The organism is Amycolatopsis sp. NPDC039088, assembly GCF_055598845.1.
Genome location: NZ_JBVKAE010000011.1, coordinates 140,208 through 165,337 on the forward strand (window position 1 = coordinate 140,208; position 25,130 = coordinate 165,337).

27 protein-coding genes are annotated in these 25,130 nt (G+C 69.2%); 14 read left to right on the top strand and 13 right to left on the bottom strand.

The features are described 5' to 3' along the window. Position 1 precedes the first annotated feature (1 nt). The gene (locus tag ACZ7KI_RS16700) at positions 2-568 is read right to left on the bottom strand and encodes a hypothetical protein (protein ID WP_470273998.1); all 567 of its coding nucleotides are present in this window, start codon (positions 566-568) and stop codon (positions 2-4) included. Between the two features lie 57 nt (positions 569-625). After that, positions 626-1,138, bottom strand: a complete 513-nt coding sequence (locus ACZ7KI_RS16705) for a mycothiol transferase (protein ID WP_470273999.1) — start codon at positions 1,136-1,138, stop codon at positions 626-628. A gap of 99 nt (positions 1,139-1,237) precedes the next feature. On the opposite strand from ACZ7KI_RS16705, the gene ACZ7KI_RS16710 reads away from it, so the two are divergent. The 3 genes from ACZ7KI_RS16710 to recQ all read left to right on the top strand — a co-directional run bounded on the left by ACZ7KI_RS16710 (position 1,238) and on the right by recQ (position 4,473). After that, positions 1,238-1,585, top strand: a complete 348-nt coding sequence (locus ACZ7KI_RS16710) for an ArsR/SmtB family transcription factor (protein ID WP_470274000.1) — start codon at positions 1,238-1,240, stop codon at positions 1,583-1,585. Positions 1,586-1,758: 173 nt separating this feature from the next. Further along, complete coding sequence (locus tag ACZ7KI_RS16715) at positions 1,759-2,589, top strand: SMI1/KNR4 family protein (RefSeq protein ID WP_470274001.1); 831 nt, start codon at positions 1,759-1,761, stop codon at positions 2,587-2,589. Between the two features lie 48 nt (positions 2,590-2,637). Continuing rightward, a complete protein-coding gene (recQ, locus tag ACZ7KI_RS16720) occupies positions 2,638-4,473 on the top strand; it encodes a DNA helicase RecQ (protein ID WP_470274002.1) in 1,836 nt (611 codons plus the stop codon). On the opposite strand, the gene ACZ7KI_RS16725 is transcribed toward recQ, so the two are convergent. Beyond that, entirely contained in the window at positions 4,470-4,688 is a 219-nt protein-coding gene (locus tag ACZ7KI_RS16725) for an antitoxin (protein ID WP_470274003.1), read from the bottom strand. The genes recQ and ACZ7KI_RS16725 overlap by 4 nt on opposite strands. Before the next feature lie 163 nt (positions 4,689-4,851). Here ACZ7KI_RS16725 and add point away from each other — a divergent pair, with 163 nt between their 5' ends. Then, complete coding sequence (add, locus tag ACZ7KI_RS16730; RefSeq protein WP_470274004.1) at positions 4,852-5,826, top strand: adenosine deaminase; 975 nt, start codon at positions 4,852-4,854, stop codon at positions 5,824-5,826. A 48-nt stretch (positions 5,827-5,874) separates the two neighbouring features. Continuing rightward, a complete protein-coding gene (locus ACZ7KI_RS16735; protein ID WP_465507263.1) occupies positions 5,875-6,696 on the top strand; it encodes a lytic transglycosylase domain-containing protein in 822 nt (273 codons plus the stop codon). On the opposite strand, the gene ACZ7KI_RS16740 is transcribed toward ACZ7KI_RS16735, so the two are convergent. From ACZ7KI_RS16740 to ACZ7KI_RS16750, 3 genes are read right to left on the bottom strand one after another with little or no spacing between them, the layout of a single operon-like run. Next, positions 6,693-8,045, bottom strand: coding sequence for a vWA domain-containing protein (locus tag ACZ7KI_RS16740; protein WP_470274005.1), 1,353 nt, complete (start codon positions 8,043-8,045; stop codon positions 6,693-6,695). The genes ACZ7KI_RS16735 and ACZ7KI_RS16740 overlap by 4 nt on opposite strands. Continuing rightward, complete coding sequence (locus tag ACZ7KI_RS16745) at positions 8,042-8,923, bottom strand: AAA family ATPase (RefSeq protein WP_465507261.1); 882 nt, start codon at positions 8,921-8,923, stop codon at positions 8,042-8,044. Before ACZ7KI_RS16745 ends, ACZ7KI_RS16740 begins: the two co-directional genes overlap by 4 nt. A 21-nt stretch (positions 8,924-8,944) precedes the next feature. Beyond that, positions 8,945-10,390: an MFS transporter gene (locus ACZ7KI_RS16750; RefSeq protein WP_470274006.1), complete on the bottom strand. Its 1,446-nt coding sequence runs from the start codon at positions 10,388-10,390 to the stop codon at positions 8,945-8,947. A gap of 62 nt (positions 10,391-10,452) precedes the next feature. Here ACZ7KI_RS16750 and ACZ7KI_RS16755 point away from each other — a divergent pair, with 62 nt between their 5' ends. The 4 genes from ACZ7KI_RS16755 to ACZ7KI_RS16770 all read left to right on the top strand — a co-directional run bounded on the left by ACZ7KI_RS16755 (position 10,453) and on the right by ACZ7KI_RS16770 (position 14,751). Further along, the gene (locus ACZ7KI_RS16755) at positions 10,453-11,424 is read left to right on the top strand and encodes a helix-turn-helix transcriptional regulator (protein ID WP_470274007.1); all 972 of its coding nucleotides are present in this window, start codon (positions 10,453-10,455) and stop codon (positions 11,422-11,424) included. Then, positions 11,421-12,452: an L-glyceraldehyde 3-phosphate reductase gene (gene mgrA / locus ACZ7KI_RS16760; protein WP_061983279.1), complete on the top strand. Its 1,032-nt coding sequence runs from the start codon at positions 11,421-11,423 to the stop codon at positions 12,450-12,452. The genes ACZ7KI_RS16755 and mgrA overlap by 4 nt, the downstream gene beginning before the upstream one ends. A 308-nt stretch (positions 12,453-12,760) precedes the next feature. Then, positions 12,761-13,519, top strand: a complete 759-nt coding sequence (locus ACZ7KI_RS16765; RefSeq protein ID WP_470274008.1) for a class I SAM-dependent methyltransferase — start codon at positions 12,761-12,763, stop codon at positions 13,517-13,519. Between the two features lie 53 nt (positions 13,520-13,572). Further along, positions 13,573-14,751, top strand: a complete 1,179-nt coding sequence (locus tag ACZ7KI_RS16770; protein WP_470274009.1) for an MFS transporter — start codon at positions 13,573-13,575, stop codon at positions 14,749-14,751. Here ACZ7KI_RS16770 and ACZ7KI_RS16775 read toward each other — a convergent pair. The 5 genes from ACZ7KI_RS16775 to sigC all read right to left on the bottom strand — a co-directional run bounded on the left by ACZ7KI_RS16775 (position 14,711) and on the right by sigC (position 20,391). Then, positions 14,711-15,523 (bottom strand): aldo/keto reductase, encoded by an 813-nt coding sequence (locus ACZ7KI_RS16775; RefSeq protein WP_470274010.1) that lies wholly within the window; start codon positions 15,521-15,523, stop codon positions 14,711-14,713. The two genes, ACZ7KI_RS16770 and ACZ7KI_RS16775, sit on opposite strands and share 41 nt — an antisense overlap. A gap of 9 nt (positions 15,524-15,532) precedes the next feature. After that, a complete protein-coding gene (locus ACZ7KI_RS16780; RefSeq protein ID WP_470274011.1) occupies positions 15,533-16,774 on the bottom strand; it encodes a PucR family transcriptional regulator in 1,242 nt (413 codons plus the stop codon). A gap of 139 nt (positions 16,775-16,913) precedes the next feature. Then, on the bottom strand, positions 16,914-17,369 hold the full coding sequence (locus ACZ7KI_RS16785) for a (2Fe-2S)-binding protein (protein ID WP_470274012.1): 456 nt from the start codon (positions 17,367-17,369) through the stop codon (positions 16,914-16,916). Positions 17,370-17,395: 26 nt separating this feature from the next. Beyond that, positions 17,396-19,642: a xanthine dehydrogenase family protein molybdopterin-binding subunit gene (locus tag ACZ7KI_RS16790; protein ID WP_470274013.1), complete on the bottom strand. Its 2,247-nt coding sequence runs from the start codon at positions 19,640-19,642 to the stop codon at positions 17,396-17,398. Positions 19,643-19,821: 179 nt separating this feature from the next. Next, positions 19,822-20,391, bottom strand: coding sequence for an RNA polymerase sigma factor SigC (gene sigC / locus ACZ7KI_RS16795; RefSeq protein ID WP_037321621.1), 570 nt, complete (start codon positions 20,389-20,391; stop codon positions 19,822-19,824). Positions 20,392-20,449: 58 nt separating this feature from the next. Here sigC and ACZ7KI_RS16800 point away from each other — a divergent pair, with 58 nt between their 5' ends. Beyond that, a complete protein-coding gene (locus tag ACZ7KI_RS16800; protein ID WP_470274014.1) occupies positions 20,450-21,178 on the top strand; it encodes a zf-HC2 domain-containing protein in 729 nt (242 codons plus the stop codon). 219 nt (positions 21,179-21,397) lie between these two features. Continuing rightward, entirely contained in the window at positions 21,398-22,600 is a 1,203-nt protein-coding gene (locus tag ACZ7KI_RS16805; RefSeq protein ID WP_470274015.1) for an ROK family transcriptional regulator, read from the top strand. On the opposite strand, the gene ACZ7KI_RS16810 is transcribed toward ACZ7KI_RS16805, so the two are convergent. Then, a complete protein-coding gene (locus tag ACZ7KI_RS16810) occupies positions 22,597-23,070 on the bottom strand; it encodes a pyridoxamine 5'-phosphate oxidase family protein (protein WP_470274016.1) in 474 nt (157 codons plus the stop codon). The genes ACZ7KI_RS16805 and ACZ7KI_RS16810 overlap by 4 nt on opposite strands. Between ACZ7KI_RS16810 and ACZ7KI_RS16815 the strand changes: the two genes are divergently transcribed. Continuing rightward, positions 23,069-23,551 (top strand): MarR family winged helix-turn-helix transcriptional regulator, encoded by a 483-nt coding sequence (locus ACZ7KI_RS16815; RefSeq protein ID WP_470274017.1) that lies wholly within the window; start codon positions 23,069-23,071, stop codon positions 23,549-23,551. The two genes, ACZ7KI_RS16810 and ACZ7KI_RS16815, sit on opposite strands and share 2 nt — an antisense overlap. A 54-nt stretch (positions 23,552-23,605) precedes the next feature. Beyond that, positions 23,606-23,971, top strand: a complete 366-nt coding sequence (locus ACZ7KI_RS16820) for a nuclear transport factor 2 family protein (protein ID WP_470274018.1) — start codon at positions 23,606-23,608, stop codon at positions 23,969-23,971. Here the strand turns inward: ACZ7KI_RS16820 and ACZ7KI_RS16825 are convergent. Next, entirely contained in the window at positions 23,968-24,474 is a 507-nt protein-coding gene (locus ACZ7KI_RS16825) for a PaaI family thioesterase (RefSeq protein ID WP_470274019.1), read from the bottom strand. The genes ACZ7KI_RS16820 and ACZ7KI_RS16825 overlap by 4 nt on opposite strands. A gap of 72 nt (positions 24,475-24,546) precedes the next feature. Between ACZ7KI_RS16825 and ACZ7KI_RS16830 the strand changes: the two genes are divergently transcribed. After that, positions 24,547-25,116 carry a TetR/AcrR family transcriptional regulator gene (locus tag ACZ7KI_RS16830; protein WP_470274020.1) on the top strand — a complete coding sequence of 190 codons (570 nt, stop codon included), beginning with the start codon at positions 24,547-24,549 and terminating at the stop codon, positions 25,114-25,116. Positions 25,117-25,130: the final 14 nt, after the last annotated feature.

Here is a 25,130-nt window from a genome sequence, read left to right on the forward strand (position 1 = left end):
TTCAGCCGGCTGCTTGCGACAAGCGGGCTCGCGTGGCGGTCACCCGCCGCCCGTACGGCGTCTTCCCGCCCGGCTTGTACACCGACAGCACGGTCATCGTCAGGTACATCGTCGTGGACACGATGATCGGGTAGAACCCGTCCGGCCGCCGTCCCGTCTCGACGAACACTCCGTCCACAGTGGACTCGGTGAGCGCGGCCAGTTCCCGCAGGCCCGGCAGCAGCGAGAACAGGGTGAGCCCCACCGCGACCAGGGTCAGCACCAGTTTGATCGCGACCCATTTGTACCGGATCAGCCCCCATTTCGTGCCGACGCTGAGCACGAGCCCGCTGGCCAGGGCGATCAGGCTCACCGGCAGCAACAGATAGCCGCCGATCCGATCCATCATGAGGATGGCCGCGTGCTGGAGACGGGGGTCGTCGGTGAACACGGAAATGAAGGTCAGGACCGCGTTCACCAGGGTGATCCCGAGCCAGCCGACGGACGAAACGACATGGACGACGAGGACGAGTTTCCGCCACCGCGGGGTGAGCGTCATCGGTGGTCGCCGCACTGTGGAAGTACTCATGCGACCAGTGTTTCCGTGCGCGGAGCCCCCGTCGTCCGTCGTGGAGCGGCACGTGTCCTACGTAGCGCGGAGTATGAGTCCCCGGACGTACGCGGCTTGCCCGGCGTGCTGGAGATCGTCGGAAAGCACGCTGACCAGGCGTACCCCGAGGGTGACCGGCGGATCCCACGCTTCGTCGACGATACGGTCGAGAGCGGCTTCGTCGAGGCCTGCCACCCAGGCCGTCGTCGCCTCGTGCACCTCGTCGTAGTACCCGGTCAGCAGCTCGGCGGAGTCGACCCGGACCGCGTCGACGTCCTCGGGGCGATGCCCGTACCCGATGTCGGCCGCCGGGAACGGCAGCCCGAACCGGTCCAGCCAGCCCCGCGAGGTCCAGATCTGCTCGGTGCCCATGAGATCGGCGACGTGATCGTCCTGCACCCGTGCCAGATGCCAGACCAGCCAGGCGATCGTGTTCGCCTCCGGGCCCGGGCTCGCGACCAGCTGCTCGGCGTTCAGCCCCTCGACGGCGGCGTGCACGACCTCTTGGACGCGGCCGAACCCGTCGGCCACCACTTCGGCCAGTTTCATCGAATCCCCTTCCTGCGTCTCCCGCCCACGATGCCACCGCCAGGTGACCCCTGCCTTACGACCTTGACTTATATAAGTCCAGGCCGTGATAGTTGCCGGATGCACGCGTTCGACGTCCTCGGGGATCCGGTGCGCCGCCGGATCCTGGAACTGCTGGCGGGCGGGGAACAGAGTTCCGGCGACGTGACCACGGTGGTCCGCGCCGAGTTCGGGATCTCGCAGCCCGCGGTCTCCCAGCATCTGCGCGTCCTGCGCGAGAACGGCTTCACCACCGTCCGCGCCGAGGGCACGCGGCGGCTGTACTCGGTGGATCCGGGGCCGCTCAAGGAGATCGATGGCTGGCTGGAGCAGTACCGGCGCTTCTGGACCGGGCCGCTCGACGCGCTCGCCACCGAGATCGCCCGCGGCCGCCGCGAACGCCGGAAGGCCGCCGAAGACAACGGCTAGGCCGTGTCCTGTAAGTCATGTTCGCGGTCTTCGCGCCCAGGCGGCCCCTGCCGGCACGGGCGGATGCGCCCGAGTACAACCCGGTACGAGGGCGATCCGCCCGTACCGTCAGGAACCACCTGGATCACGAAGCCCATCGAACAGACTTACAGGACACGGCCTAGGCTCACCCCATGCGCAAGTCGTGGGGGCGCGCGGTGGTGGTCGCCGTCGCGAGCGTCGTCATCGTGCTGGGACTCGTTTTCGCGGTCACGGTGCGCGGTGGGCAGGGCGAGGGAGCGCAGTGGCTCTCGGTCGAGCAGGCCCCGCGGACCACGCCGCGCACGCCGTCCTATTCGACTGCCGCACCCGCGCCCACGACCCGGCCGACGTTGACCGTCGACAGTGGCTGTCGGCTGGGACAAGGCCCGTCCGAGCTCGCCCCGGTCCCCGGGGCGACCACCCGACGGGTGAACGCCGCCTGGGACCGCGTCGAACGGTGGCTCGAGGACAACGCGCCGACGACGGCGGCCACCCTCCGTCCGCCCGCGACGATCGCACGAATCGCCGAGACACAGCGGAAGACCGGCGTCGCCCTCCCCGCCGAACTCGTCGCCTTCCTGCTGCGGCACGACGGCGTCTCCGGCATCGGCGAGAGCTTCGCTTTGCCCCCGTTCCACCACCTCGCGGCCACGGATACCGTCACGAACGAGGCAAAGGTCCTGTGCGAAGTGCTGATCTCGAGCGGATCGGACGACAGCGTCGGCTCCTGGTGGCACGGGCGGTTCGTGCCCGTCGCCGTGGACGGCGGCGGTGACGGCCTGTTCCTCGATCAGCGCACCGGCACCGGACGCCTCGGTGAATGGAACCACGAGGGATCAGTGCGCTTCGACGGATGGCCGGGGACGCTCACCGAACTACTGGAACAGACCGCGACCGCGCTCGAGACCGGCGGGAAGGTCCTCGACGGCTATCGGCCGGTCGTCACCGGAAACCGGGCGCTGGACTGGGATTTCCCGCGCTGAGGAGCGCGGGCGCGGTCACTGTCGGACCCCGCCCCTAGAATCGGCCGGGTGGCAGCCCCCGACATCGGTACCTCGGAAGCCCTCGAAACGCTGAACCGGGTTTTCGGTTACGACAGCTTCCGCGGCGAACAGCACGCCATCGTCGAACACGTCATCGCAGGCGGTGACGCGCTCGTTCTCATGCCCACCGGCGGTGGGAAGTCGCTGTGCTACCAGATCCCCGCCCTCGTCCGGCCCGGCGTCGGCGTGGTCGTGTCGCCGCTGATCGCGTTGATGCAGGACCAGGTGGACGCGCTGCGCAACCTCGGCGTGCGCGCGGGTTTCCTCAACTCGACACAGGACTACGCCGAGCGCAACCGGGTCGAGGCCGCGTTCCTCTCCGGCGAACTCGATCTGCTGTATTTGGCACCGGAACGGCTCTCGGTCGAATCGACGGTGCGGCTGCTCGATCGCGGCAAGATCTCGCTGTTCGCGATCGACGAGGCGCACTGCGTCTCCCAGTGGGGCCACGACTTCCGGCCCGACTACCTGATGCTGTCGGCGGTACACGAACGCTGGCCGGACGTGCCGAGGATCGCGCTCACCGCCACCGCCACCAAGGCGACGCACGCGGAGATCGCGTCCCGGCTCAACCTCGAGAACGCGCGGCATTTCGTCGCGAGCTTCGACCGGCCGAACATCCAGTACCGGATCGTCGGCAAGAACTCACCGCAGCGCCAGTTGCTGGAACTGCTGCGCACCGAGCACAAGGGTGACGCGGGGATCGTCTACTGCCTGTCCAGGAACTCGGTGGAGAAGACCGCGGACTTCCTGGTGGAGAACGGGATTCCGGCGGTGCCCTATCACGCCGGACTGGACGCGCGGACAAGGGCGAAGCACCAGTCGCGGTTCCTGCGCGAGGACGGGCTGATCGTCGTCGCGACGATCGCGTTCGGGATGGGCATCGACAAACCGGACGTGCGGTTCGTCGCGCATCTGGACCTGCCGAAGTCGGTCGAGGGCTACTACCAGGAGACAGGCCGCGCGGGCCGGGACGGGCTGCCTTCGACGGCGTGGCTGGCGTACGGCCTTCAAGACGTCGTGCAGCAGCGCAAGATGATCGACATGTCGGAGGGGTCCGAGGCGTACAAGCGGCAGCTGAGCGCCCACCTCAACGCGATGCTGGCCTTGTGCGAGACGGTCGAATGCCGTCGCGTGCAGGTGCTGAGCTACTTCGGGCAGCGAAGCGAGCCGTGCGGCAACTGTGACACCTGCCTGGCGCCGCCGGAGACCTGGGACGGCACGATCCCGGCGCAGAAGCTCCTCTCCACCATCGTCCGGCTGCAGAACGAGCGGCGGCAGAAGTTCGGCGCGGGTCAGATCATCGACATCCTGCTCGGCAAGTCGACACCGAAGGTGACTCAGCACCGGCACGATTCACTGAAGGTCTTCGGGATCGGCACGGAACTGAAGGAACCGGAGTGGCGGGCCGTCGTCCGGCAACTGCTCGCGCAGGGACTCGCCGCCGTCGAAGGCGACTACGGCTCGCTCGTGCTCACCGAGGGCAGCGCCGAGGTCCTGAACGGGCAACGGAAGGTCCAGCTACGGCGCGAGCCGGAGCGGGCGGCCAAGGCGGCGGCGCGGTCCAGCTCGAAGAAGGCCGCGGCCGCCGAGATGCCCGCCGAAGCGGCACCCGTGTTCGAACTGCTGCGTTCGTGGCGGGCCGCGGCGGCGAAGGAGCAGGGAGTGCCCGCGTACGTGATCTTCCACGACGCGACCCTGCGCCAGATCGCCACCAAACGACCCGCCACGCTGCAGGAGCTGGGTACGGTCAGCGGCGTCGGTGAGAACAAGCTCGCGAAGTACGGCGAGCAGATCCTCGAGACACTCTCAGCCGAGAACTAGTGCTCGTAGGGGCGACGGGGCGGCCGTCCGGTCATCCCGTCGACCTTGCGCACCGCGCCGTCGATCTGGTTGTGGTACTTGCCCTTCGTCTTGTGGTCGACGAAGGTCGCGGCCTTGTTCACGACCTTGGAGACCTTCTCGGGGTTCTTCCGCACGTAGGCGCGCACGGCCCCGGCGGTGCCGGCCAGGGCGGTCAACTTCCGCAGTAGAGGCACTGTGGTCCCTTTCCTCGGGGTCGTCTGGTGTCCTGCTCAACGACCGGTGGTGGTCATCGGGTTCCCCGTAGCGCGCCAAATCACTCATTTCGGATACAAATGCCCGGCCGGACCGGCGGAAAACGGGGCGCGCGCACGGCGGACGGCCAGTAGGTTCAGGCTCATGCGGGATCTTTCGCTGCTGCCCAAGGCACATCTGCACGTCCATCTCGAAAGCACCATCCGGCCGGACACGCTCCGTGACCTCGGCGACGCGAACGGTATCGCCGTCCCCGCCGAACAACCCGTGTTCGACGGATTTCGCGCGTTCGGTGACTACAACGGGCTGATTCGCTCCTGTCTGCGGCGGCCGGAGGACTTCGAACGGGTGGCGCGCGAGTTCTGCGAGGACCAGGTCGCGGACGGCGTCCGCTACGCCGAAGTCACCTTCACGGCGGCGTCACACGGCGAACGGCTCGACGAGCCGGACATGCCGCTCGCTTCCGTCCTCAAAGGACTCTCGATCGGTGCGGCCGAACACGGGCTGACCACCCGGGTGATCCTGGACCATTCGCGCCGCCGGTCGGTCGAACGCGCCCGGCGCACCCTCGACCTCGCCCGCCGGTACGCCCCGGACGGGGTGATCGCGATCGGCCTGGCGGGTGAGGAGAAATATCCGCTCGCGCCGTTCGCGGGGATCTGTGACGAGGCCGAGGAAGCCGGGCTGCACCTGATCCACCACGCCGGGGAGGACGCCGGCCCGGACAGCATCCGCGAAGCGCTCGACCTCGGGCACAGCGAACGGATCGGCCACGGCATCCGGATACTGGAGGACGTCGCGCTGGTCGCCGAGGTGCGGGAACGCGGTATCGCGCTGGAGGTCTGCCCTTCGTCGAACGTGACGATCGGGCTCGTGCCGTCATTCGAGGAACATCCGCTCCCCCGGCTGGTCGACGCCGGGCTCGTGGTCACCCTCAGCACCGACGTCCCGTCGATCACCGGGACCACGCTGACCGACGAGTTCCTGCGGACCCGGGAGGCGTTCGACTACGACGACCTCGCGCTCGCGGGTCTCGCACGGGCTTCCGTCGACGCGTCCTTCGCGCCCGCCGACCTGAAGCGCTCGATCCACGCGGAGATCGACGCCTGGCTCGCCTGACGCGTGGGCTTCACAACTTCTCCACAAGCGTCACGTACCGTGGAACCGGTGACCGCTTCGTCCCCTTCGACCCTGGACCTGATGGACCAGTGGCAGCCGGCGCCCAAAAAGCGCGGCCCGCGTGGCTGCGTGATGCTCGCACTGCTGGTCGTGGGCGCCCTCGTGGCCGGTGCCGTCTGGGTGGTGGTCAGCATCAGCGACCGCGAGCCGGTGCCGGTCAAACCCGAGTTCGTCGTCCCCGCCCTCAAGCCCGCGCCGCGTTCGGCGATCCCCGGTGACGCCGGACCGCTGCCGGCGGAGCCCGCGAAGGACGCCTGGATCGCAAAGGTGTCGGAGAACACGGACGTCCCTTCGCGCGTGCTGCGCGCCTACGTGAACGCGGCCGAGAAGACCGCGTCGACCACACCTCGCTGCGGAATCACCTGGGCGACCATCGCCGGGATCGGCCGGACGGAATCCCAGCACGCCCGGCACGACGGCTCCCGCGCCGGCGAAGACGGCGTCGTGACACCGCCGATCATCGGCATCCCGCTCGACGGCTCGCCAGGTGTACTGGCCGTCGTCGACACCGACAAGGGCGCCCTCGACGGCGACCCGAAGTGGGATCGCGCGGTCGGCCCGATGCAGTTCCTGCCCGCCACCTGGAAGCGGTACGGCGTCCGCGCGAGCGGTGACGGCGCCGCGCCGGACCCGCAGAACATCGACGACGCCGCGATGACGACAGCGCGCTACATGTGCGCGAAGGGCGGCGACCTCGGCAAGCCGACCGGCTGGTGGAACGCGGTGCTGACGTACAACAACTCCGCCCAGTACGGGCAGGAAGTGTTCAGCAACGCCGACGCCTACGGCAAGGCCGCCCTGAAGCCCTAGGCAGGCAAGAGCCGCGTGACCAGCTTGGTCAATTGGTGCACGTTCCGGCATTCGTGCATCTCGACGACCTCCGCGTACGCATGCGCTTCGGAGTCTCCTGTGGACCACAGCGCCGTCCGCTCGGGATTGAGCCAGTACGTATGCCTTGCCGCGGCGGCGATTCCCCTTACGGCGGCCAGATTCGGGTCGCCGCCGTTGGTCCTGGCGTCACCGAGGATCAGTACGGACGTCTTGGGCCCCACGGCGTCCGAGTACCGCTCGGCGAACTCCCCCAGCGCGTGCCCGTAGTCGCTGTGACCGTCCCATCGGGTGAGTTCGGCGTCGGCGAGGATCCGCGCGCCGAGATCCTCGGGGTCGGCGGCGCCGGTGTCGACGAGGTGGGTGATCTCGTCGCACGCGTCGATGAACGCGAAGACCCGCACCTTGCTGAACTGATCCCGCAGAGCCTGAACGAGCAGCATGGTGAAGTTGGCGAATCCGGCCACCGAGCCCGACATGTCGCACAGCAGCACGATTTCCGGCCGCCCCGGCCGGTGCCGACGGTACGACGGCCGCATCGGGACGCCACCGGTGGACAGCGAACGCCGCAGCGTCCGGCGCAGGTCGATCTGCCCGCGCGCGTGCCGTCGGCGGCGAGCGGCCAGCCGGGTGGCGAGCTTGCGCGACAACGGCTGCACGACGCGGCGGAGTTCGGCGAGTTGCGCGCGGCTGGCCAGCAGGAAGTCGACGCGGTCTGCGGCCGGCGGGACGGCGTGCCGCGAAACCCGTTCCCGGCCACGGACTTCGGCGACCCTGCGACGCGCTTCGGTCCGCACCATGCCACGGAAGCCCTCCACCCGCCGCCGGACGTCGTCGCGGTCCAGCCGGTCGGTGAAATCGGTCAAAGCTCCCGCGCGGATCGCTTCGAGCACCCGCACCACGAGCGTCTGCGGCTGAAGCCGTTCCAGGGTCTGGTGCGCCGACCAGCCACCGGACCCCGCCGTACCGCTGCCGTACTCCCCCAGCATGTCGACGGCGAGCCCGGCCAATTGCGTCAGTTCGGTCTGGTCGTCGGCGGCCAGCGCCGAGGCGAGCCGCTCGCGCAACGCGGCGAGATCCTCGACGGGATCCTGCGACGGCGCGCCGATCCCGAGCGGGAAGTAGATGTCGAAGGTCGCGTCGAACACCGCGCGCTGACCGCCGCGCCGGACCAGCGCCGCCGCGAGCCCTTCCCGCATCTGCTCGCGTGAGGCCAGTCCCAGCACTTCGAGTGCCGCGGCGGCGTCGACCGTCTCACTGGGACCGGCGGGAATCCCGTGTTCCCGCAACGCTTCCACGAACTCGACGAGCCTGCCCGGCACGCCGCTCACGAGTCGAGGACCTTGCCGAGTTCCAGCCGCGCGTCCGCCTTCACGACGTCTTCCTGGTGTTTGAGGATGACACCGAGGCTCGCGCGGACGACGTCCTCACCGAGACTGTCCGCGCCGAGCGCCAGCAGCGTCCGGGCCCAGTCGATGGTTTCCGCGACCGACGGCGCCTTCCGCAGTTCCATCGCCCGCAGCGCGGTGATCACCTTGATCACGGACGCCGCGAGCGCGTCGTCGACGCCGGGCACCTTGAGGCGCACGATGCGCTGTTCCAGTGCCGCGTCGGGGAAATCGATGTGCAGGAACAGGCAGCGTCGTCGCAGCGCCTCGGAAAGTTCCCGGGTCGCGTTCGACGTCAGCACCACGAACGGCTTGCGCCCGGCGGTGATGGTGCCGAGTTCCGGGACGGTGATCTGGAAGTCGCCGAGGACCTCCAGCAGCAGACCCTCGATCTCGACGTCGGCCTTGTCGGTCTCGTCGATGAGCAGGACGGTCGGCTCGTCGCCCTTGATCGCCGTCAACAGCGGCCGGGCCAGCAGGAATTCCTCACCGAAGATGTCGTTGCGGGCTTCGTCCCACGTCTCGTCCTTGCCGGCGGTGATCCGGAGGAGCTGCTTCGCGTGGTTCCACTCGTACAGCGCGCGAGACTCGTCGACGCCTTCGTAGCACTGAAGCCGCACCAGCCGGGATCCGCTCGCCTCCGCGACCGCCTTGGCCAGTTCGGTCTTGCCGACCCCGGCGGGGCCCTCGATCAGCAACGGCTTGCCGAGGGCGTCCGCGAGGAACACCGTGGTGGCGACGGCCGCGGAGGCCAGGTAGCCGGTGTCGGCGAGCTTCGCCGTCACGTCTTCGACGGATGTGAAGTACCCGGTCCCAGCCACGCGGCCTCCCAGCTCGATCGCCTACCCGGCCGACTCTACGTCGCGGATCCGCTTGGGCAGCAGGAACCCGACCGCGAAGGTGAGCATCACCATCACCGCGACCACCCAGAATGTCCGCCGCGCCGCGTCCGTCGGGTCGGCGGTCCCCGCGTCGAAGAACACCGTGCCGAGCAGCGCCATCCCCAGCGCGCCGCCGACCTGCTGAAGCGACGTCAGCGCACCCGACGCCGATCCGGCCTCCGACGGTTCCACTCCGGACAGCGCGATCTCGAAGTACGGTCCCATGATCAGCCCGGAGCCGATCCCGACCACCAGCAAGGCGGGGGCGATCAGCCACGGACCGGTTTCCGGGCCGAGGAGCAGCAGCAGCGCGACCACGCCCGCGGCCATGATCAGCGCGCCGGTGTGCAGCACCTTGCGGCCGTGTTTGCGCACCACCTGCACCAGGCCCATCCCGACGATCATCCCGAGCGACATCGGCACCCCGGTCAGCCCGGCCTTGAGCGGCGAGAAACCGAGCCCGAGCTGCAGGTACAGCGTGAACACGAGGCCGAAACCGGAGAACGCCGCGAAGTAGATCGTCCCGGTGGCCATCCCGGCGAGGAAGCTGCGTTTGCGGAACAGGCTCGGTTCGACCAGCGGGTCACCGCCGCGTCGGCTCTTGCGCTTTTCGAACCACGCGAAGATCGCGAACACGCCGATCGCGACCGCCATCATCGCGAACGTCCACAGTGGCCAGCCGTACTCGCGGCCCTGGACCAGCGGGAAGACGATCAGCAACGCACCGGTGGTGGCGAGCAGCGCGCCGGGGATGTCGAGGGTGAGCGAACCGCCGGAACGGGACCCCGGCAGGAACTTCAGCGCGGCGAGCGCGGCGAGCACGCCGATCGGCAGGTTGATCAGGAAGATCATCCGCCAGCCGGTGCCGAAGAAGTCGGCGTCGACCAGCCAGCCCGCGAGGATCGGGCCGCCGATCGCGGCGAGCCCCATGACGGGGCCGAACATGCCGAACGCGGACTGCAGCTCCTTGCCGGAGAACATCTCCTTCATCATGCCGAGGCCCTGCGGGACCATCGCGGCGCCGAACAGGCCCTGCACCACTCGAGCGGTGATGATCATTTCGGGGCTTACCGAGATCGCGCAGAACAGCGAACCGGCGACGAAGCCGATCGCGCCGATGAGGAACATGCGCTTGCGGCCGAAGATGTCGCCGAGCCGTCCGCCGGTGAGCAGGCCGGACACCATCGCGAGGGTGTAGGCGACGCCGAGCCACTGGATCATCGCCGTCCCGCCGCCGAGCGAAGCCCGCATGACCGGCCCGGCGATGCTCGTGACCGTCATGTCGAGCAGCTCCATGACCGAACCGGTCAGGATCACGAACAGCGCGGGCCAGCGCCAGCGATACGGCGTTGCCGCGAGGGTGTTTTCCGAGGTCACGACGCTCGGGGTGTCCACTGTCATCGTCATGGGGACAACGCTAAAGTCTATTCCGGCCACTTTCTGACCGGAATCGGGGCGAATCTGGATTCATGGCGAATACGAGTGCGCGGATGCTGCGGCTGCTGTCCCTGCTGCAGACGCACCGCTTCTGGTCGGGAACCGAACTGAGCGACAAGCTCGAAGTGAGCGAGCGGACGCTGAGACGCGACGTCGAGCGGCTCCGTGAGCTGGGCTATCCGGTCAACGCCAGCCGCGGCGTCGCGGGTGGCTACCAGCTGAGGTCGGGCACGGTCATGCCACCGCTGCTGCTGGACGACGAAGAGGCCGTGGCGATCGCGGTCGGCCTGCGGACCGCGGCGAGCGGCTCGGTCGAGGGCATCGAGGAGACGTCGGTCCGGGCGCTGACGAAGGTCGTCCAGGTGATGCCGCCCCGGCTGCGCAGACGCGTCGACGCGCTCCAGGCGTACACGACGCCGGCGGCCGTCACGGGTCCCCGCGTCAACGCGGCCAGCCTGACGGTGATCGCACAGGCCTGCCGGGACGACGAGCGGCTGAAGTTCGACTACGCGGCACGCGGTGGCGAGGAGTCCGCGCGGTTGGTCGAGCCGCATCGGCTCGTCTCACTCGGCCGCCGGTGGTACCTGGTGGCCTGGGACCTCGACCGGGTCGACTGGCGCACCTTCCGCGTCGACAGGCTCAGCGAGCCGCGCACCACCGGTGCCCGCTACCGGCCGCGGGAGATCCCCGGCGGGGACGCGGTGAAATTCGTCGAAGCGCAGATCAAGGCCAGGCCGACCACGCATACGTTGGTGGTCCGGGTCGACGCGCCGAAAGCCGAGGTCGAGGCGGCGGTGCGGTATCTCGGCGGCGCGCTCGAAGCCATCGACGAGAAGTCCTGCCGCCTCACGATGAACGTCGACACCTTCGACTGGCCCGTGCTGATCCTCGCCGCCATCGGCGCGCCCTTCGAGGTCGAGCGGCCTTCGGCCTTCAAAGAGCACCTTGGCTCGGTCGCCGCGCTCTTCTCAAGGGCGTCCGGACAGCTAGCATCGGGCTCGTGAGCACCTATGTCGCGGCCGAGGGCCGATACGAGAGCATCCCGTACCGCCGCACCGGGCGCAGCGGCCTGAAGTTGCCCGCCATCTCGCTGGGCCTGTGGCACAACTTCGGGCACGACAAACCGCTGGGCACCCAGCGGGACATCGCGCGGAGGGCATTCGACCTGGGCATCACCCATTTCGACCTCGCCAACAACTACGGACCTCCCTACGGCTCGGCCGAGGAGAACTTCGGCAGGCTGCTGGCGTCGGACTTCAAGCCGTACCGCGACGAATTGGTCATCTCGACCAAGGCGGGCTACGACATGTGGCCCGGCCCGTACGGTGAATGGGGCTCGCGCAAGTACCTGCTGTCCTCTTTGGACCAATCGCTCGGCCGGATGGGCCTGGACTACGTCGACATCTTTTACTCACACCGCTTCGACCCGGAGACCCCGCTCGAAGAGACCGTCGGCGCGCTCGACACCGCCGTCCGCTCCGGACGCGCGCTGTACGTCGGCATCTCGTCGTACTCGTCGGAGAAGACCGCCGAAGCCGCCCGGCTCCTGCGGGAACTGGGCACGCCGCTGCTGATCCACCAGCCGTCGTACTCGATGTTCAACCGGTGGCTCGAAGGCGACAAACTGCTCGACACCCTCGAAGCCGAAGGCGCGGGCTGCATCGCGTTCTCGCCGCTGGCGCAGGGCATGCTCACGAGCCGCTACCTCAACGGAATTCCGGAGAATTCCCGCGCGGCACAAGGGAAATCGCTCAACCCGGACACGATCACCGAGAACACCCTCGGGAAGATCCGGGCGTTGAACGAGATCGCTCAGCGACGCGGGCAGACGCTGGCGCAGCTCGCGCTCGCGTGGGGCCTGCGCGACCCGCGGATGACGTCGGTGCTGATCGGCGCGAGCAGCGTCGCGCAGCTGGAGGACAACGTCGGCGCGCTGAAGAACCTGCATTTCACCAACGAAGAACTGGCCGAGATCGACCGCTACGCCACCGAAGCCGACATCAACCTGTGGAAGCGGTCCACCGACGCGTGATCGCTATTTGAGGGGTAAGGCAAGGTTGTCGTGGCCGGCACTTCTGCGGTGCGTGCTCCCTCGAGGTCTGCGCCCGCCGCCCGTGTCGCGAACACCGCTGCCCCCAGCGTCGAAGCGTGATGTCCTGAAGGCCCCCGCTGAGACCTTCAACGTCCCAACGGGGGCTCTCAGGACACGCCACCATTTGAGTTACCTCTCAATAGAACGCTCCTTATCACTCACGACCACGTCCCGAAACACGCAAACTGCTCAAGTTGGACACCTGTAATCGTGTTGCCCCACCCTGCCGGAGAGCCGAGACTGCGGACATGACGTTCGAAGAGCTGCTCGCCGAAGGGGAGGCCGTCCCGGTCGAAGGCTGGGACTTCTCGTGGTTCGAGGGCCGGGCCACCGAGGAACGGCCCCCGTGGGGTTACTCGCGGCTGCTCGGCGAGCGGATGGCGGCGGCATCGGCCGGGCTCGACCTGCAGACCGGCGGCGGCGAGGTGCTCGCGGGCATCCCGAAACCGCCGCCGGTCCTCGCCGCGACCGAAGGCTGGCCGCCGAACGTCGAGGTCGCCCGGCGGACCCTCGCCCCGCTGGGTGGCGAGGTGGTCGAGGCCGAGTACGACGCGCCTTTGCCCTTCCCCGACGAGTCTTTCGATCTGGTGAGCAGCCGCCATCCGATCGAGAACCCGTGGCGGGAGATCGCGCGCGTCCTGAGGCCGGGAGGCACCTTTCTCTCGCAACAGATCGGCGCCGGGACCGTCCGGGAACTGAAGGAGTTCTTCCTCGGCCCGCAGGATTATGGCGATTGGACGCCCGACGTGCTGCGTGTCGAGGCGGAGGCCGTCGGGCTGCGGGTGGAGCGGCTGGAACCGGCGAAACTGCGGATGGAGTTCTTCGATCTCGCCGCCGTCGTCCACTTCCTGCGGAAGGTGATCTGGATCGTGCCGGGGTTCACTGTGGACGGTCATCGCGACAAGCTCGCGGAACTCCATCGGAGAATCGAAACCGACGGGAAGTTCGTCGCGCATTCGCGGCGAGTGCTCGTGGAGGCCGTCAAGTCCGGCCACACCTTCGGGTGATCGCCGTCGTCCTGTCTTGAGCCGGTCCGCCCGCAGGTGCGATACCTGCGGGCGTGCCCAGCTCCGCACCGCGCCAGCTGGCGCTCACCGCCGCCGCGCAGATCCTCGCCATGGGACTGTGGTTCTCCGCGTCGAGCGTCGTCCCCGCCCTGCGTGCGGAATGGGCGCTCTCCATGCAGGGCACCGTGCTGCTCACCGCTTCGGTGCAGGTCGGTTTCGCGGCGGGGGCGCTGGTCTCGGCCGTCGCCAACCTCGCGGACCGGCTGCGGCCCGAACGGCTACTCGCCGCGAGCGCCGCGACTGGTGCGCTGCTGACACTGATGTTGCCGTTGTGCGGTAACCAGTTCTGGCTCGCGGTGTTGCTGCGGTTCGGCACCGGGATGGCGCTGGCCGGGGTCTACCCGGTCGGGATGAAGATCGTCGTCTCGTGGTTCCCCGGCAGCCGCGGTCTCGCGCTCGGCGTGCTGCTGGCCGCGCTCGCGCTCGGCTCGGCGTCACCTCATCTGCTGGCCGGGAACCTGCCGGACTGGCGGACGGTGCTCGTCGTCGCCGCTCTTCTCGCCCTCGGCGCGGCGGTGCTGGCCGCGTTCTTCGTCCGCGTCGGCCCCGCCGTCCGGCGCTCACCGCCCTGGGAACCGGCGTACCTCGTCACGATGGCGCGCGACCGGCGGCAACGGCTGATCGCGCTCGGCTACTTCGGACACATGTGGGAGCTTTACGCGTTCTGGACCTGGATCCCCGCCTACGCCGCGGCCGCGTCTCAAGGCTCGGTGAGCCTGCTCGCGTTCACCGTCATCGGTGTCGGCGGGGCGATCGGCTGTCTGCTCGGCGGCGCGCTCTCGGACCGGTTCGGGAGGATCGACGTCGCGCTCGTGGCACTGGCCGTCAGCGGGGCGTGTTGCCTGGTCTCGGTGTTCGCCTTCGCCGCTCATCCGGCGGTGCTGGGCACCTTGCTGTTCGTCTGGGGTGTCGCCGCGATCGCCGACTCCGGCCAGTTCTCCGCCGCGTTGAGCGAAGCCGCGGATCCCCGCTACGTCGGTACCGCCCTCACCGCTCAGACGGCAATCGGGTTCCTGGTCAGCGCGTTGACCATCCAGGGCCTGCCGGTACTCGCCGACACCGTCGGCTGGCGGGCAGCGGCGCCGATCCTGGCGATCGGGCCGCTGCTGGGCGTGATCGCCATGGCGCGGCTCAGGTTCCCAGCCGCCGCAGATGCTCGTCCGTCAGCTTGACCGCCGCCGCGGCGAAGTTCTCCTCCAGGTGCGCGATACTCGCCGTGCCCGGGATCGGCAGGATCACCGGCGACCGCGCGAGCAGCCACGCGAGCCCGACCTGCGCCGTGGTCACCCCGAGTTCCGAAGCGACGGCCGTGAGCTCGGAACCCGCCTCGGAGGCGGCGCCGAGCACCGGACGCCAAGGCAGGAAAGCGATCCCGGCCGCCTCGCACGCGTCCAGCACCGCTTCGTACGAGCGGTCCAGGAGGCTGTAGCGGTTCTGCACGCTCGCGATGTCCACGATCTCCCGTGCCCGCGCGAGTTCGTCCACGGTGACTTCGGACAGCCCGATCCGGCCGATCTTGCCCTCGTCACGCAGGTCCCGCAGCGCGCCGAGCTGATCGGTCAGCGGGGTCTCCGGGTCGAGCCGGTGCAGCTGCAGCAACTCGATCCGTTCGACACGCAGCCGTCGCAGCCCTTCGTCGACCTGCGCCCGCAGCGACGCCGGCCGTGCGTCGTACTTCCAGTCGTCCCCGATCCGGACGACGCCGACCTTGGTGGTGATCACCAGATCGTCCGGGTACGGGTACAGCGCTTCCGCGAGCAGTTCTTCGTTGGCTCCCCAGCCGTACAGGTGCGCGGTGTCGATCAGGGTGATGCCGAGTTCCACGGCCCTTCGCGCCAAGGCGATGGACGCCTCACGCGCGGGGCCTGCTTCGGCCGGCAGGCGCATGGCGCCGAAACCCAGCCGGTGCACGGTCAAATCCCCGCCGATGGCGAAATCGTTCATGCGGGAAATCTAGCGCAGCGGATCCCTCGGTGAAGGCAGATGCGAAGTGTCCGGGAACATGTGCAGGGCGCGCAGGGCCGCGCCGAGTTCGGCGATATCCGCCGGGTCGGTCAGGGAACGGCCCAGTTCCTCGGAGATCCGCTTCAGCCGGTGCCGGATCGTGTTGGGGTGGCAGAACATCCGCTCCGACGTCAGTTTCGTGGAGCCCTGGCATTCGAACCACGCCCGTAACGTCAGCAGCAGCACGTTCCGGTCGTCGCCGGGCAGGTCCAGGATCGGCCGCAGCACGTGATGCGCGAGCTGCACCGACGCCTCCGGCGCGCTGGCGACCAGTCCGGCGAGCGGGGATTCGTTGAACTGCACCATTCCCGTCGTCCCCGGCAGCATGCTGGACAGCGCGACCCGCGCCAGATGCAGCGCGCGGGAGGTGTTCCCGAGGCCGGTGAACACTGGGCTGACGCCGATCCGGCCGATCGAATTCTCCCGCAACAGCTCGATGATCACCTGGGACGCCGACGGATCCCGCATCGACACGACGCCGACCTGGAGGTCCGGGGTGAGCCGCCACGCCGACGCGTGATGCCGTTCGCGGAGCCGGTTTTCGATCTGTGGCAACGGTTCGTGCCCGACGCGCGGGGTTTCCGCGGCGACGACCACGTAGGTCCCGTCGAGCGAGAGTTCGAGTACGCGCGCGATGTCCCACAGCGTGCCCTCGGTGGCCGCGCCGCCGGCGAACAGTGCTTCGACCAACGCCGACCGTCTGCTTTGGTGCGCCAGCATGACTTCGGCGGTGGTGTCGCGGTAGGTCGTCGTCAACGCCTCGGCGTAGTCGTCGATCAGCGCCCAGATCGCCGAGGTCGCGGCGACGAGCCCGCGAAGGTCCTGCTGCACTTCCGACGCGGTCAGTTCGACGAACCGGTTCCACACCTCGGTGAGCCCGATCCGGTACGCCCGCAGCAGTTCCGGCAGCGGCGCGCCCTGCAGCGCCCGCGCGCGTCCGGTCGCCCTGGCCTGCGCGAGATCGGGTTCCTCCGTACCGCGCAGGGTCCGCATGACGAACTCGAGGTTGTTCCGCACCGACGTCCGCAGTTCGGCGAGCGAGACGAACTGCGCGTCGCGGTACACCGGCATCTCGGCACGGATCTGCTCGACGGTGTCGTCGATGAGCCCGGGAAGCTGCTTTTCGACCTCGACGGCGAGTTCGGCGACGACGGCGGCCGAGCCTTCGCGGAGCACAGTTCGATAGTGCATGGACGTCCTCCGGGGCAGGGGCTCCTCGTCGAGCCCCTGGGCACGCCATCTAACACGACTTCCCCGGACGTGGCCTGCCGAAGGCGAAAGGATCCGCCGGTGCGGCGAAAACGCGAGTTTTTCGCCGCACCGGCGGGTTTCACATCTTCGCGGCCGCGCTCTTGATGGCCTCGCGGATCCGGAAATAGGTGCCGCACCGGCAAACGTTCTGGATCGCGTCGATCTCGGCGTCGGTCGGGTTCTTCGTCTTCTTCAGCAACGCAACCGCGGCCATGATCTGCCCCGGCTGGCAGTAGCCGCACTGCGCGACGTCCTGCTCCAGCCAGGCCTCCTGCACCGGGTGCAGGTCGTCGCCGTCGGCGAGGCCTTCGATGGTGGTGACGTCGCGGCCGGAGCACTCGGACACCGGCGTCACGCACGGGTTGAACGCCTCGCCGTCGAGGTGGCTGGTGCAGGCCTTGCAGACGTTGATCCCGCAGCCGTACTTCGGACCGCGGACGCCGAGCTTGTCGCGCAGCGCCCACAACATGGGCAGATTCGCGGGCGCGTCGACGGTGACGGTCTTCCCGTTCACCGTGAAGGTGTAGTTGGGCATCGGAACTCCTTGGCGGGGAAGGAAAGTCAGCGGGGGAAGGGTTCGAAGTCGACCGGGAAGTTGATCGGGAAGCTGCGCGGTTTGATGCCGGTGGCCCGCGCGTACGCGTTCGCGATCGCGCCGACCGGGGCGGGTACGCCGAGTTCGCCCGCCCCGCCGATCTCGCCCGTCTCGGGCATCACGAACACCTTGACGTCCATCGGCGAGTTCTTCTGCCGCGCGTAGTGGAACTGCGAGTAGCTGCCCTCCAGCGGCAGGCCCTTGTCGATGTGCAGCCCGGCGGTCAATGTCGTGGAGATGCCGTCGGTCAGGCCGCCGAGCATCTGCGCTTCGAGCCCGCGGGGGTTGATCGGCTTGCCGACGTCGACCGCGATGGTCGCCTTGGTGACACGCGGCTTCTTCGGGTCGCGGCCGTCGAGTTCGACAAGGCAGGCGGTGTACGACTTGTACTCGCCGTGCACGGCGACGCCCTGCGCGAAACCCTTGGGCATCGCCTTGCCCCACTCGCCGAGTTCGGCGACCTTGTCCAGCACGGCGCGCTGCCGTTCGTTCTTGATGAACTCGCGCCGGAACTCCACCGGGTCCTTGCCGAGCTTCGCGGCGATCTCGTCGACCATGATCTCTTCCGCGCCGCGCGTGCTCGAGGAGTACACCGACCGCCAGGCGCCGGTGTGGAAGTCCACCGGGACCTCGTTGAGCAGCTGCGTGGTGACGCCGAAGTTGTACGGCGACTTCACCGTCAGCAAGAACACCGTCTGCGCGAAGCTCAGGTTCCCGCCGACCGGCAGCTTCGCGGCGAAGGCCGTGAGGACCTCGCCGAGCCCGTGTCCCCAGTCGGTCTCGACGCTGGCGACCCGGTGCTCGAAGGTGAGGACCTGGCCGAGCGCGAAGGTGGCACGGATCTTGTGGTGGCTCGCGGCGCGGGCGCGGCCGTGGCGCATGTCGTCGATCCGGCTCCACATCAGCCGCACCGGTCGTTTGAACGCCTTGGAGGCGCGCGCCGCCTCGATCGCGCCGTCGGAGAAGAGCCTGCGCCCGAACGACCCGCCCGCCTGCTGGACGTGCACGACGACCTTGTTCTCCGGCAGTCCCAGCTCCTGCGCGATGTTCTGCTTCGCCAGGATCGGGACCTTCATGCCGGACCAGATGGTCGCGCCGTCCTCACGGACGTCGGCCACCGCGGAGTTGGTCTCCAGCGGCGCGTGGCTGGCGAAGGCGAAGTCGAATTCGCCGTCGACGTACTGGGTCAGCAGCGGCGGCACGACGAACGGCAGCGCCGCGGCCTGCAGCTTCTTCTTGATCGTCGCGTCGTTCTCGCCGTCGACGGTGCCGCCGTTCCAGGTGACGTCGAGCGCGTTCTTTCCGTCGAGTGCTTGACCGAAGGTCTCCGCCAGCACCGCGACGCCGGTCTGGATCACGGCGATGTCGATGATGCCGGGCATCGCGCGCACGGCGGCCTCGTTGTTGACCTTCTTGACCGTGCCGTTGATCGTCGGCGGGCGGCGGACCATCACCGGCTTCGCACCGGGGATGTCCAGGTCGAGGGTGTACTTGAGCTGCCCGGTGACCATCGCGCGGGCGTCCTTGCGGGACTGCGGGGTGCCGACCAGCTTGTGCGTGGACTCCGCCTTCGGGGTCGCGGTGAGCTTCCCCAGGTCCGCGCGGGCGGCGGGTTTGGACAGCGCGCCGTAGGTCAGCCGGCGGCCGTCCGCCGCGATCACCGAACCGTCCCGTGTGGACAGCCGGTCGGCGTTGACGCCCCACTGCCTCGCCGCGGTCGCGACCAGCCGGGCCCTGGCGGCGGCCGCGGCGGTGCGCACCGGCGTGTACAGCGAGCGCATCGTGTTGGAGCCGCCGGTCAGCTGGTTGAACAGCAGTTCCGAACGGGCGTCGGAGAGCACGACGTCGACGCGGTCGAGCGGCAGATCCAGCTCTTCGGCGACCAGCATCGCGTTCGCCGTCGCGATGCCCTGTCCGACCTCGGTCCGCGGCAGTTCCAGCCGGACGCGGCCGTCTTCGCGGACTTCGAGCACGAGCAGGTTGGCGGTGGGCGCGTTCGAAAGGATCAGGACGTCGCCGAGGTCGAGGATCTCGGCCGGACCGGGCAGGGTCGGGATGACGGCTTCGGCCTCTTCGGGCGCGAAGCCGTCGACACCGATCTTCGTGGCGATCGTGAGGGTGGGGGCGGCGACGAGGAAGCTCAGGAACCGGCGACGGCCGAGGCCGCCGGAATCCGGAGCCTCGCCTTGGGTTCCAGTGGTGGGACTGGCCATCGGGAAGATCCCTTCGAGAGCGCGCGGAGAAGGCGGGGACCCTCGCGCGGCCTGGGGTTGGATGGCGACACGCTAGGCAGCGGCATTCGGCCTAGTCAACGCGGAGTAGTCGTGTCGGCCCATCTGTGTGACGAGGTGACAGCGAAGGCCCCCGAATGTGTGGCGCGCCACACCGGAGGCTAGATGGAGTCGCGCTCCCGGCCCGCTTCGAGCAGGTCTTCGCGGGCGCGGGCGATCCGCGAGCGCACGGTGCCGACCGGGCAGCCGCAGATCTCGGCGGCTTCGGCGTACGAGAGCCCCAGTACCTGGGTGAGGACGAGGACCTCACGCCGTTCCGGGTCGAGTCCGTCGAGCAGCATCCGCAGCTCCACCAGATCCTCGAACCCCGCGACACCCTCCGCCTGACGCGCGCCGCGGCGCTCGGCGGTGGCTTCCCAGTCGACGTCGGCGAGCTTCGGGCGCGCCGAAGCCGCCCGGATGCGGTCGACGACCACGCGCCGGGCGATCGACAGCAGCCAGGTCCGCGAGGAGGACCGGCCGGCGAACCGGCGCAGGCTGCCGAACGCGCGCAGGTACGTCTCCTGGGTGAGGTCGTCGGCGGCGCCGACGTCGGCGAGGTGCGCGACGAAGCGCCAGACGTCGGCCTGGGTGGCCCGCACCCAGTCCTCGAGCGCCCGCCGGTCACCGCGGGCGGCGGCGAGTGCGAGCGCGGTCACCCGCTCGTCGTCATGGTTGCGCGGCCCTGCCATACGAGAAACGTAGCAGCGCCCCGGGAACCGGGGCAGGCCCGCGCCCGACAAGTGAGACGTGAAGTGCGAGACCTGCCGCGAGGCCCTGTCGGCCCGGCTCGACGGCGAAACCGAACCCGCCCCGCCCGAGGCGGTCGACCGGCATGTGACCGGTTGCGCCGCCTGCCGGTCGTGGCTCGCCCGCGCGGAGCGGCTGCACCGGACGATCCTGCTGCGGCCGGCGCCGCCGGTCCCGGACCTCACCGCCGTCATCATGGACCGCACCCCCGCCCCGCCGAGCGAGGGCTGGCCTGCCAGGATCGCGCTCGCCCTGGTCGCGATCGCCCAGCTCGGCCTCGCCTTCGCCCAGCTGCTGGGCGTCGAGGACCACGCCGCCGGCCACAGCGCGGAATCCCTGGTCGGGCACCTTGCGCACGAGAGCAGCGCGTGGAACCTCGCCGTCGGCGTCGGACTCGGCTGGGCGGCCGTCCGCACGAAGGCCGCGGCCGGGCAGCTGCCGGCGCTGACCGGGTTCGTCGCCCTGCTCCTGGCGTTGTCCGCGGGCGACCTCGTCTCGGGACAGGTCACCGCCGGGCGGGTGCTCACCCATGGGCTGGTCGTCCTTGGCCTGGTCCTGCTGTTCGTGGTGAACCGTCAGCATCGCCTGCGCAACCTCCCCAGTCCCGCGACGACGGCCGGCGACCCCGGCTCCCTCACCGCGGAAACCGGCGACGAAACCGGCGAAACCCCCGAACGCCCTCGCCAGCACAAGGGATTCCGGCGACCGGCGAGCCGTCACGTCGCCTGACCGAAACCTGCCCCGTTTGGTCTAGACCATTACCGATCATCGGGAGCACGCGTCCGGACACCGGGTGAATCACCGGTTTTCGCGCGCGGCGTGCGCGATTCGCGACCCGGAGCCGTTTATCGTCGCCGAGAACCACCGAATGTAAACCTTCTTGCCCATTCCGGGCCGGACCCGGATAACTTTGGTGGGAACACTTTGGTTCGACAGGAGGCGAAGCTCGTGGTTGGCGCAGAAAATCCGCCCGTCGGCACCCCCGCCGGGATGCGGAAGATCAATCAGCGCGCCGTGCTGGACCTCCTGCGCCGCAGCGGCCCCGCCACCCGGCCGCAAGTGGCCAAGGACACCGGTCTTTCGAAACCCACGGTGAGCCAAGCGTTACTCGCCCTCGAAGCGGCCGGTCTCGCCAGGGCGACCGGGCACACTTCGACCGGCACCGGCCGGTCCGCCGTTCTCTACGAGGCGGATCCCACCGCCGGGTATGTCCTCGGTGTCGACATCGGACGCGAACACCTCCGTGTCGCCGTCTCGGACCTCGGCCACACCGTCGTCGCCCGCCGTGACGAGCGGAACACCTCGCGTTCCGGCACCGCGCTCGTCAGCGCCGTGGGCGCGCTCGCCGCGGCGACAGTGCGCGAAGCCGGACTCAGTCAGGCGGACATCGTCGTGCGCGTCCTCGGTTCACCCGGTGTCGCCGATCCGGCCAAACGCTGCTTCCGGCACGCGCCGAACCTGCCCGGCTGGGGCAAGGCCGGCCTGCTCGATGAGCTCGAAGGCGTTCTCGGCCCGGACCTCATGGTGGAGAACGACGCGAACCTCACCGCCGTCGGCGAATGGGAACGCGGCGCCGCGCGCGGCGCGTCCGTGTTCGGCTGCATCACCATCGGCACCGGTGTCGGGATGGGCGTGATGGTCAACGGCGAGGTCTTCCGCGGCGCGACGGGCGCGGCGGGCGAAATCGGCTACCTGCCCTACGGCCAGTCACACGCGGCGGGCGAAGGCGATGACGCACCCCCTGTCCGCGGTCATCTCGAAGAGGCGACAGCGGCGCAGTCCGTGGTCCGCGGCGCACGCGAACTCGGCCTCGGCACGGCGAAATCGGCCCGCGAGGTCTTCCGTCTCGCCCGCGACGGCGACGAACTCGCCTTGCGCGCCGTCGAAGCCGAAGCGGACAGGCTCGCGTACACGGTCGCGTCGGTGGCCGCGGTGATCGATCCCGAACTGATCGTGCTCGGCGGCGGTATCGGCACCGCGGCCGATCTGCTGCTCGATCCGATCGACCGCGCGCTGCGCTCGTTCACCCCGCTCGTCCCGGCGGTCGTCCAAGGTGAACTGGGCGACGACGGCGTGCTGACCGGTGCGATCAGCGTCGGTCTGCGCGCCGCCGAGGGCCTGGTCTTCGAACGGAAGGTCGGCGCGGCCTAAGCGGCCGGATCCGCCCGCCGCCATGCCTTGCCGCCGGCACTGATCCGCCACGGCGTCAGCCTCAGCACGGTGATGCCCGGATCCAGTGGCTCTTCGCCGCCCATGATCCTCGGGTCGAAGCCCAGCGGCTCCGGCGTTTCCTCGGCGAGCCGCCAAAGATGCCGCCGCGTTTCCTCGTCGTCGGCATAACCGGCGCCGCATTCGGCGACGGCGACCTCGTGCGCCGGGTCCCAGTACGAACACGAGACGAACGGCGTCCGCGCGAGATGCGCCTTCTTCAGCGGCGTCGGCCGGGTGAACAGGTGCCCGACGAGTTCGCCGTCCCGCTGTTCCCAGATCGGGTGTACCACCCTCGACCTCGGCCGCCCTCGGCGGTCGACCGTCGCCAGCGTGCACCAGACGATCCGATGGGCGACCCGGACGAACTCCTCCAGCAGTGCACGCGGTGGGATGCTAGATTCCACAACCATGGTTGTGGATCCTAAGCCCGCAGACCTCGACCTGTCACTGGTCTCGCTGTTCGCGGGCTGGGCGATGAGCGGCGAGATCCAGCGACGGCTGACCGCCGATGGGATCGGCGAAACCCGGTTCAACGACGGCGTGGTGTTCCAGCACGTGCTCGCCGGACCGTTGTCGATCTCCGCGCTGGCCGGACGGATGGGTGTGACCCAGCAGGCGGCCTCGAAGGTCGTCGCCGAACTGGAACGCCGGGGACTGCTGCGGCGCGTACCCGATCCCGCCGACGCGCGGACCCGGCTGTTGCATCTGACCGAAACGGCCGAGCGCGCCGTCGAAGGGGCGCGAAAGCACCGGGCGGCACTGGAAGAGGAACTCACCGCGGAATTCGGCGAGGAACGGGTCGCGGACGCGAAGGGATTGCTCGCCAGGATCCTCGATCGTTACGGCGAACCGGAAGCGATCCGCGGGCGCCGGGTCCGCCCGCCGCTTTGAGGCATTACCTCCGCGGTAATCGACGGCGGCGGGCACGCGCGAAACGATGTCCGCATGACAACGACCAAGAAGATCGTCCTCGACTGCTTCGAGAACTTGTTCGTACACAAGGACTTCGCCGCCGCGGCCGCGAACGTGCACCCGGATTTCCGCACCCACAGTCCGGGGCTTCCCTCCGGCCGCGACGCTTTCGTCGAAGCGATGAAGAACTCGCCGCTGATCGACGCGAAGGTCTCCGTCAAACGCGTGATCGCCGACGAAGACCCCGCCGTCGTGCACCTGCACGTGGTACCGGCAGACGACGAACGCGGCGCGGCCGTCGTCGACATCGTCCGCGTCGAAAACGGGCTCATCGTGGAGCATTGGGACGTCAAGCAGCCCGTGCCGCCCGCCGCGGACGTGCCGAACGGGATGTTCTAGGGAGCGATGATCAGGCAGGTGCTCGACGCGGTCGCGAGCACCTTGCCGTCCGCGTCGCGGATGTCACCCTCGGCGAAGGCCACCCGCGAACCGGCCTTCACGACCCAGCCGTGTGCGCGGATCTCCCCCACCGAGCCGGAAATGGCGCGCAGGTAGTTCACCTTCAGCTCGACCGACGTGTAGCCGACCCCGGCCGGCAGGGTCGAATGCACCGCGCACGCCACCGCCGAATCCAGCAGGGTCGCCGCGACCCCGCCGTGCACCGTGCCGATGGGGTTGTACAGCGACTCGTCCGGCGTCGCGGCGAGCACGACGTCACCCTGGGCCACGCTCACCCAGCGCATCCCGAAATGCGCCGAGATCGGCGGCGGCGGGATACGGCCCTCGGCGATACCGGTCAGGTAGTCCAGCCCGGACAGTTCGCGGCCGAGCCGCGCGGTGGGCGCCGGATCCTGCCAGGTCACGGTCTTCTGCCTGGTCTGGCCGGTGACATCGAGGGTCATGACTGCCTCCTAAGACGATCGTCCTAGCGTTTCCTATGACGATCGTCCTAGTCAAGGACTATGCTCGGAGACGTGTCCGATGCCACCACCCGTGAGCGGATGATTTCGACCGCGATGACGCTCTTCCGTCGTGAGGGCTACCAGGCGACCTCGTGGCGGCGGCTGGTCGAACAGGCCGGCACGCCGTGGGGCTCGGCCTACCACCACTTCCCCGGCGGCAAGGAACAACTCGCGGTCGCCGCGATCGAGCTCGGCACCGCCGTCGTGGCGAAGACGGTCCGGCGTGCTTTCGAGCGCAACGAGACCATCGAGGACGCCGTGAGCTGGTGGTACCGCAAGGCGGGCGAGGCGCTGGCCGCCGACGACTACCGCGGCGGCTGCCCGCTCGCCACGATCACGCTGGAGATGGCACACGCCTCCCCCGCGATCACCAAGGCGTGCGAGGACGCGTTCGCCGCCTGGCACGCGCTGCTGGTCGACTTGCTCGGCGCCCACGGTGCCGAAGGCGACCGGGCCGAAGACCTCGCGACGGCCATCGTGACCAACCTCGAAGGCGCCTTGCTGGTAAGCCGGGTCCGCCGGTCGCCCGATGCACTGGACCGGGCCGCCCGGCACGTCGCACTCGTGGTCCGCGCCGGCTGAGAGCCGAGCGGGCA

Bases quoted from the DNA above. Each gene is read 5' to 3' on its own strand.
- ACZ7KI_RS16710 (WP_470274000.1), top strand. From the start codon at position 1,238: ATGCACGCGTTCGACGTCCTCGGGGATCCGGTGCGCCGCCGGATCCTG.
- ACZ7KI_RS16825 (WP_470274019.1), bottom strand. From the start codon at position 24,474: ATGACCCTCGATGTCACCGGCCAGACCAGGCAGAAGACCGTGACCTGG.
- ACZ7KI_RS16775 (WP_470274010.1), bottom strand. From the start codon at position 15,523: ATGAACGATTTCGCCATCGGCGGGGATTTGACCGTGCACCGGCTGGGT.
- ACZ7KI_RS16810 (WP_470274016.1), bottom strand. From the start codon at position 23,070: ATGGTTGTGGAATCTAGCATCCCACCGCGTGCACTGCTGGAGGAGTTC.
- sigC (WP_037321621.1), bottom strand. From the start codon at position 20,391: ATGGCAGGGCCGCGCAACCATGACGACGAGCGGGTGACCGCGCTCGCA.
- ACZ7KI_RS16815 (WP_470274017.1), top strand. From the start codon at position 23,069: ATGGTTGTGGATCCTAAGCCCGCAGACCTCGACCTGTCACTGGTCTCG.
- ACZ7KI_RS16785 (WP_470274012.1), bottom strand. From the start codon at position 17,369: ATGCCCAACTACACCTTCACGGTGAACGGGAAGACCGTCACCGTCGAC.
- ACZ7KI_RS16705 (WP_470273999.1), bottom strand. From the start codon at position 1,138: ATGAAACTGGCCGAAGTGGTGGCCGACGGGTTCGGCCGCGTCCAAGAG.
- ACZ7KI_RS16750 (WP_470274006.1), bottom strand. From the start codon at position 10,390: ATGACGATGACAGTGGACACCCCGAGCGTCGTGACCTCGGAAAACACC.
- ACZ7KI_RS16790 (WP_470274013.1), bottom strand. From the start codon at position 19,642: ATGGCCAGTCCCACCACTGGAACCCAAGGCGAGGCTCCGGATTCCGGC.
- add (WP_470274004.1), top strand. From the start codon at position 4,852: ATGCGGGATCTTTCGCTGCTGCCCAAGGCACATCTGCACGTCCATCTC.
- ACZ7KI_RS16780 (WP_470274011.1), bottom strand. From the start codon at position 16,774: ATGCACTATCGAACTGTGCTCCGCGAAGGCTCGGCCGCCGTCGTCGCC.
- ACZ7KI_RS16715 (WP_470274001.1), top strand. From the start codon at position 1,759: ATGCGCAAGTCGTGGGGGCGCGCGGTGGTGGTCGCCGTCGCGAGCGTC.
- ACZ7KI_RS16700 (WP_470273998.1), bottom strand. From the start codon at position 568: ATGAGTACTTCCACAGTGCGGCGACCACCGATGACGCTCACCCCGCGG.
- ACZ7KI_RS16755 (WP_470274007.1), top strand. From the start codon at position 10,453: ATGGCGAATACGAGTGCGCGGATGCTGCGGCTGCTGTCCCTGCTGCAG.
- ACZ7KI_RS16820 (WP_470274018.1), top strand. From the start codon at position 23,606: ATGACAACGACCAAGAAGATCGTCCTCGACTGCTTCGAGAACTTGTTC.
- ACZ7KI_RS16765 (WP_470274008.1), top strand. From the start codon at position 12,761: ATGACGTTCGAAGAGCTGCTCGCCGAAGGGGAGGCCGTCCCGGTCGAA.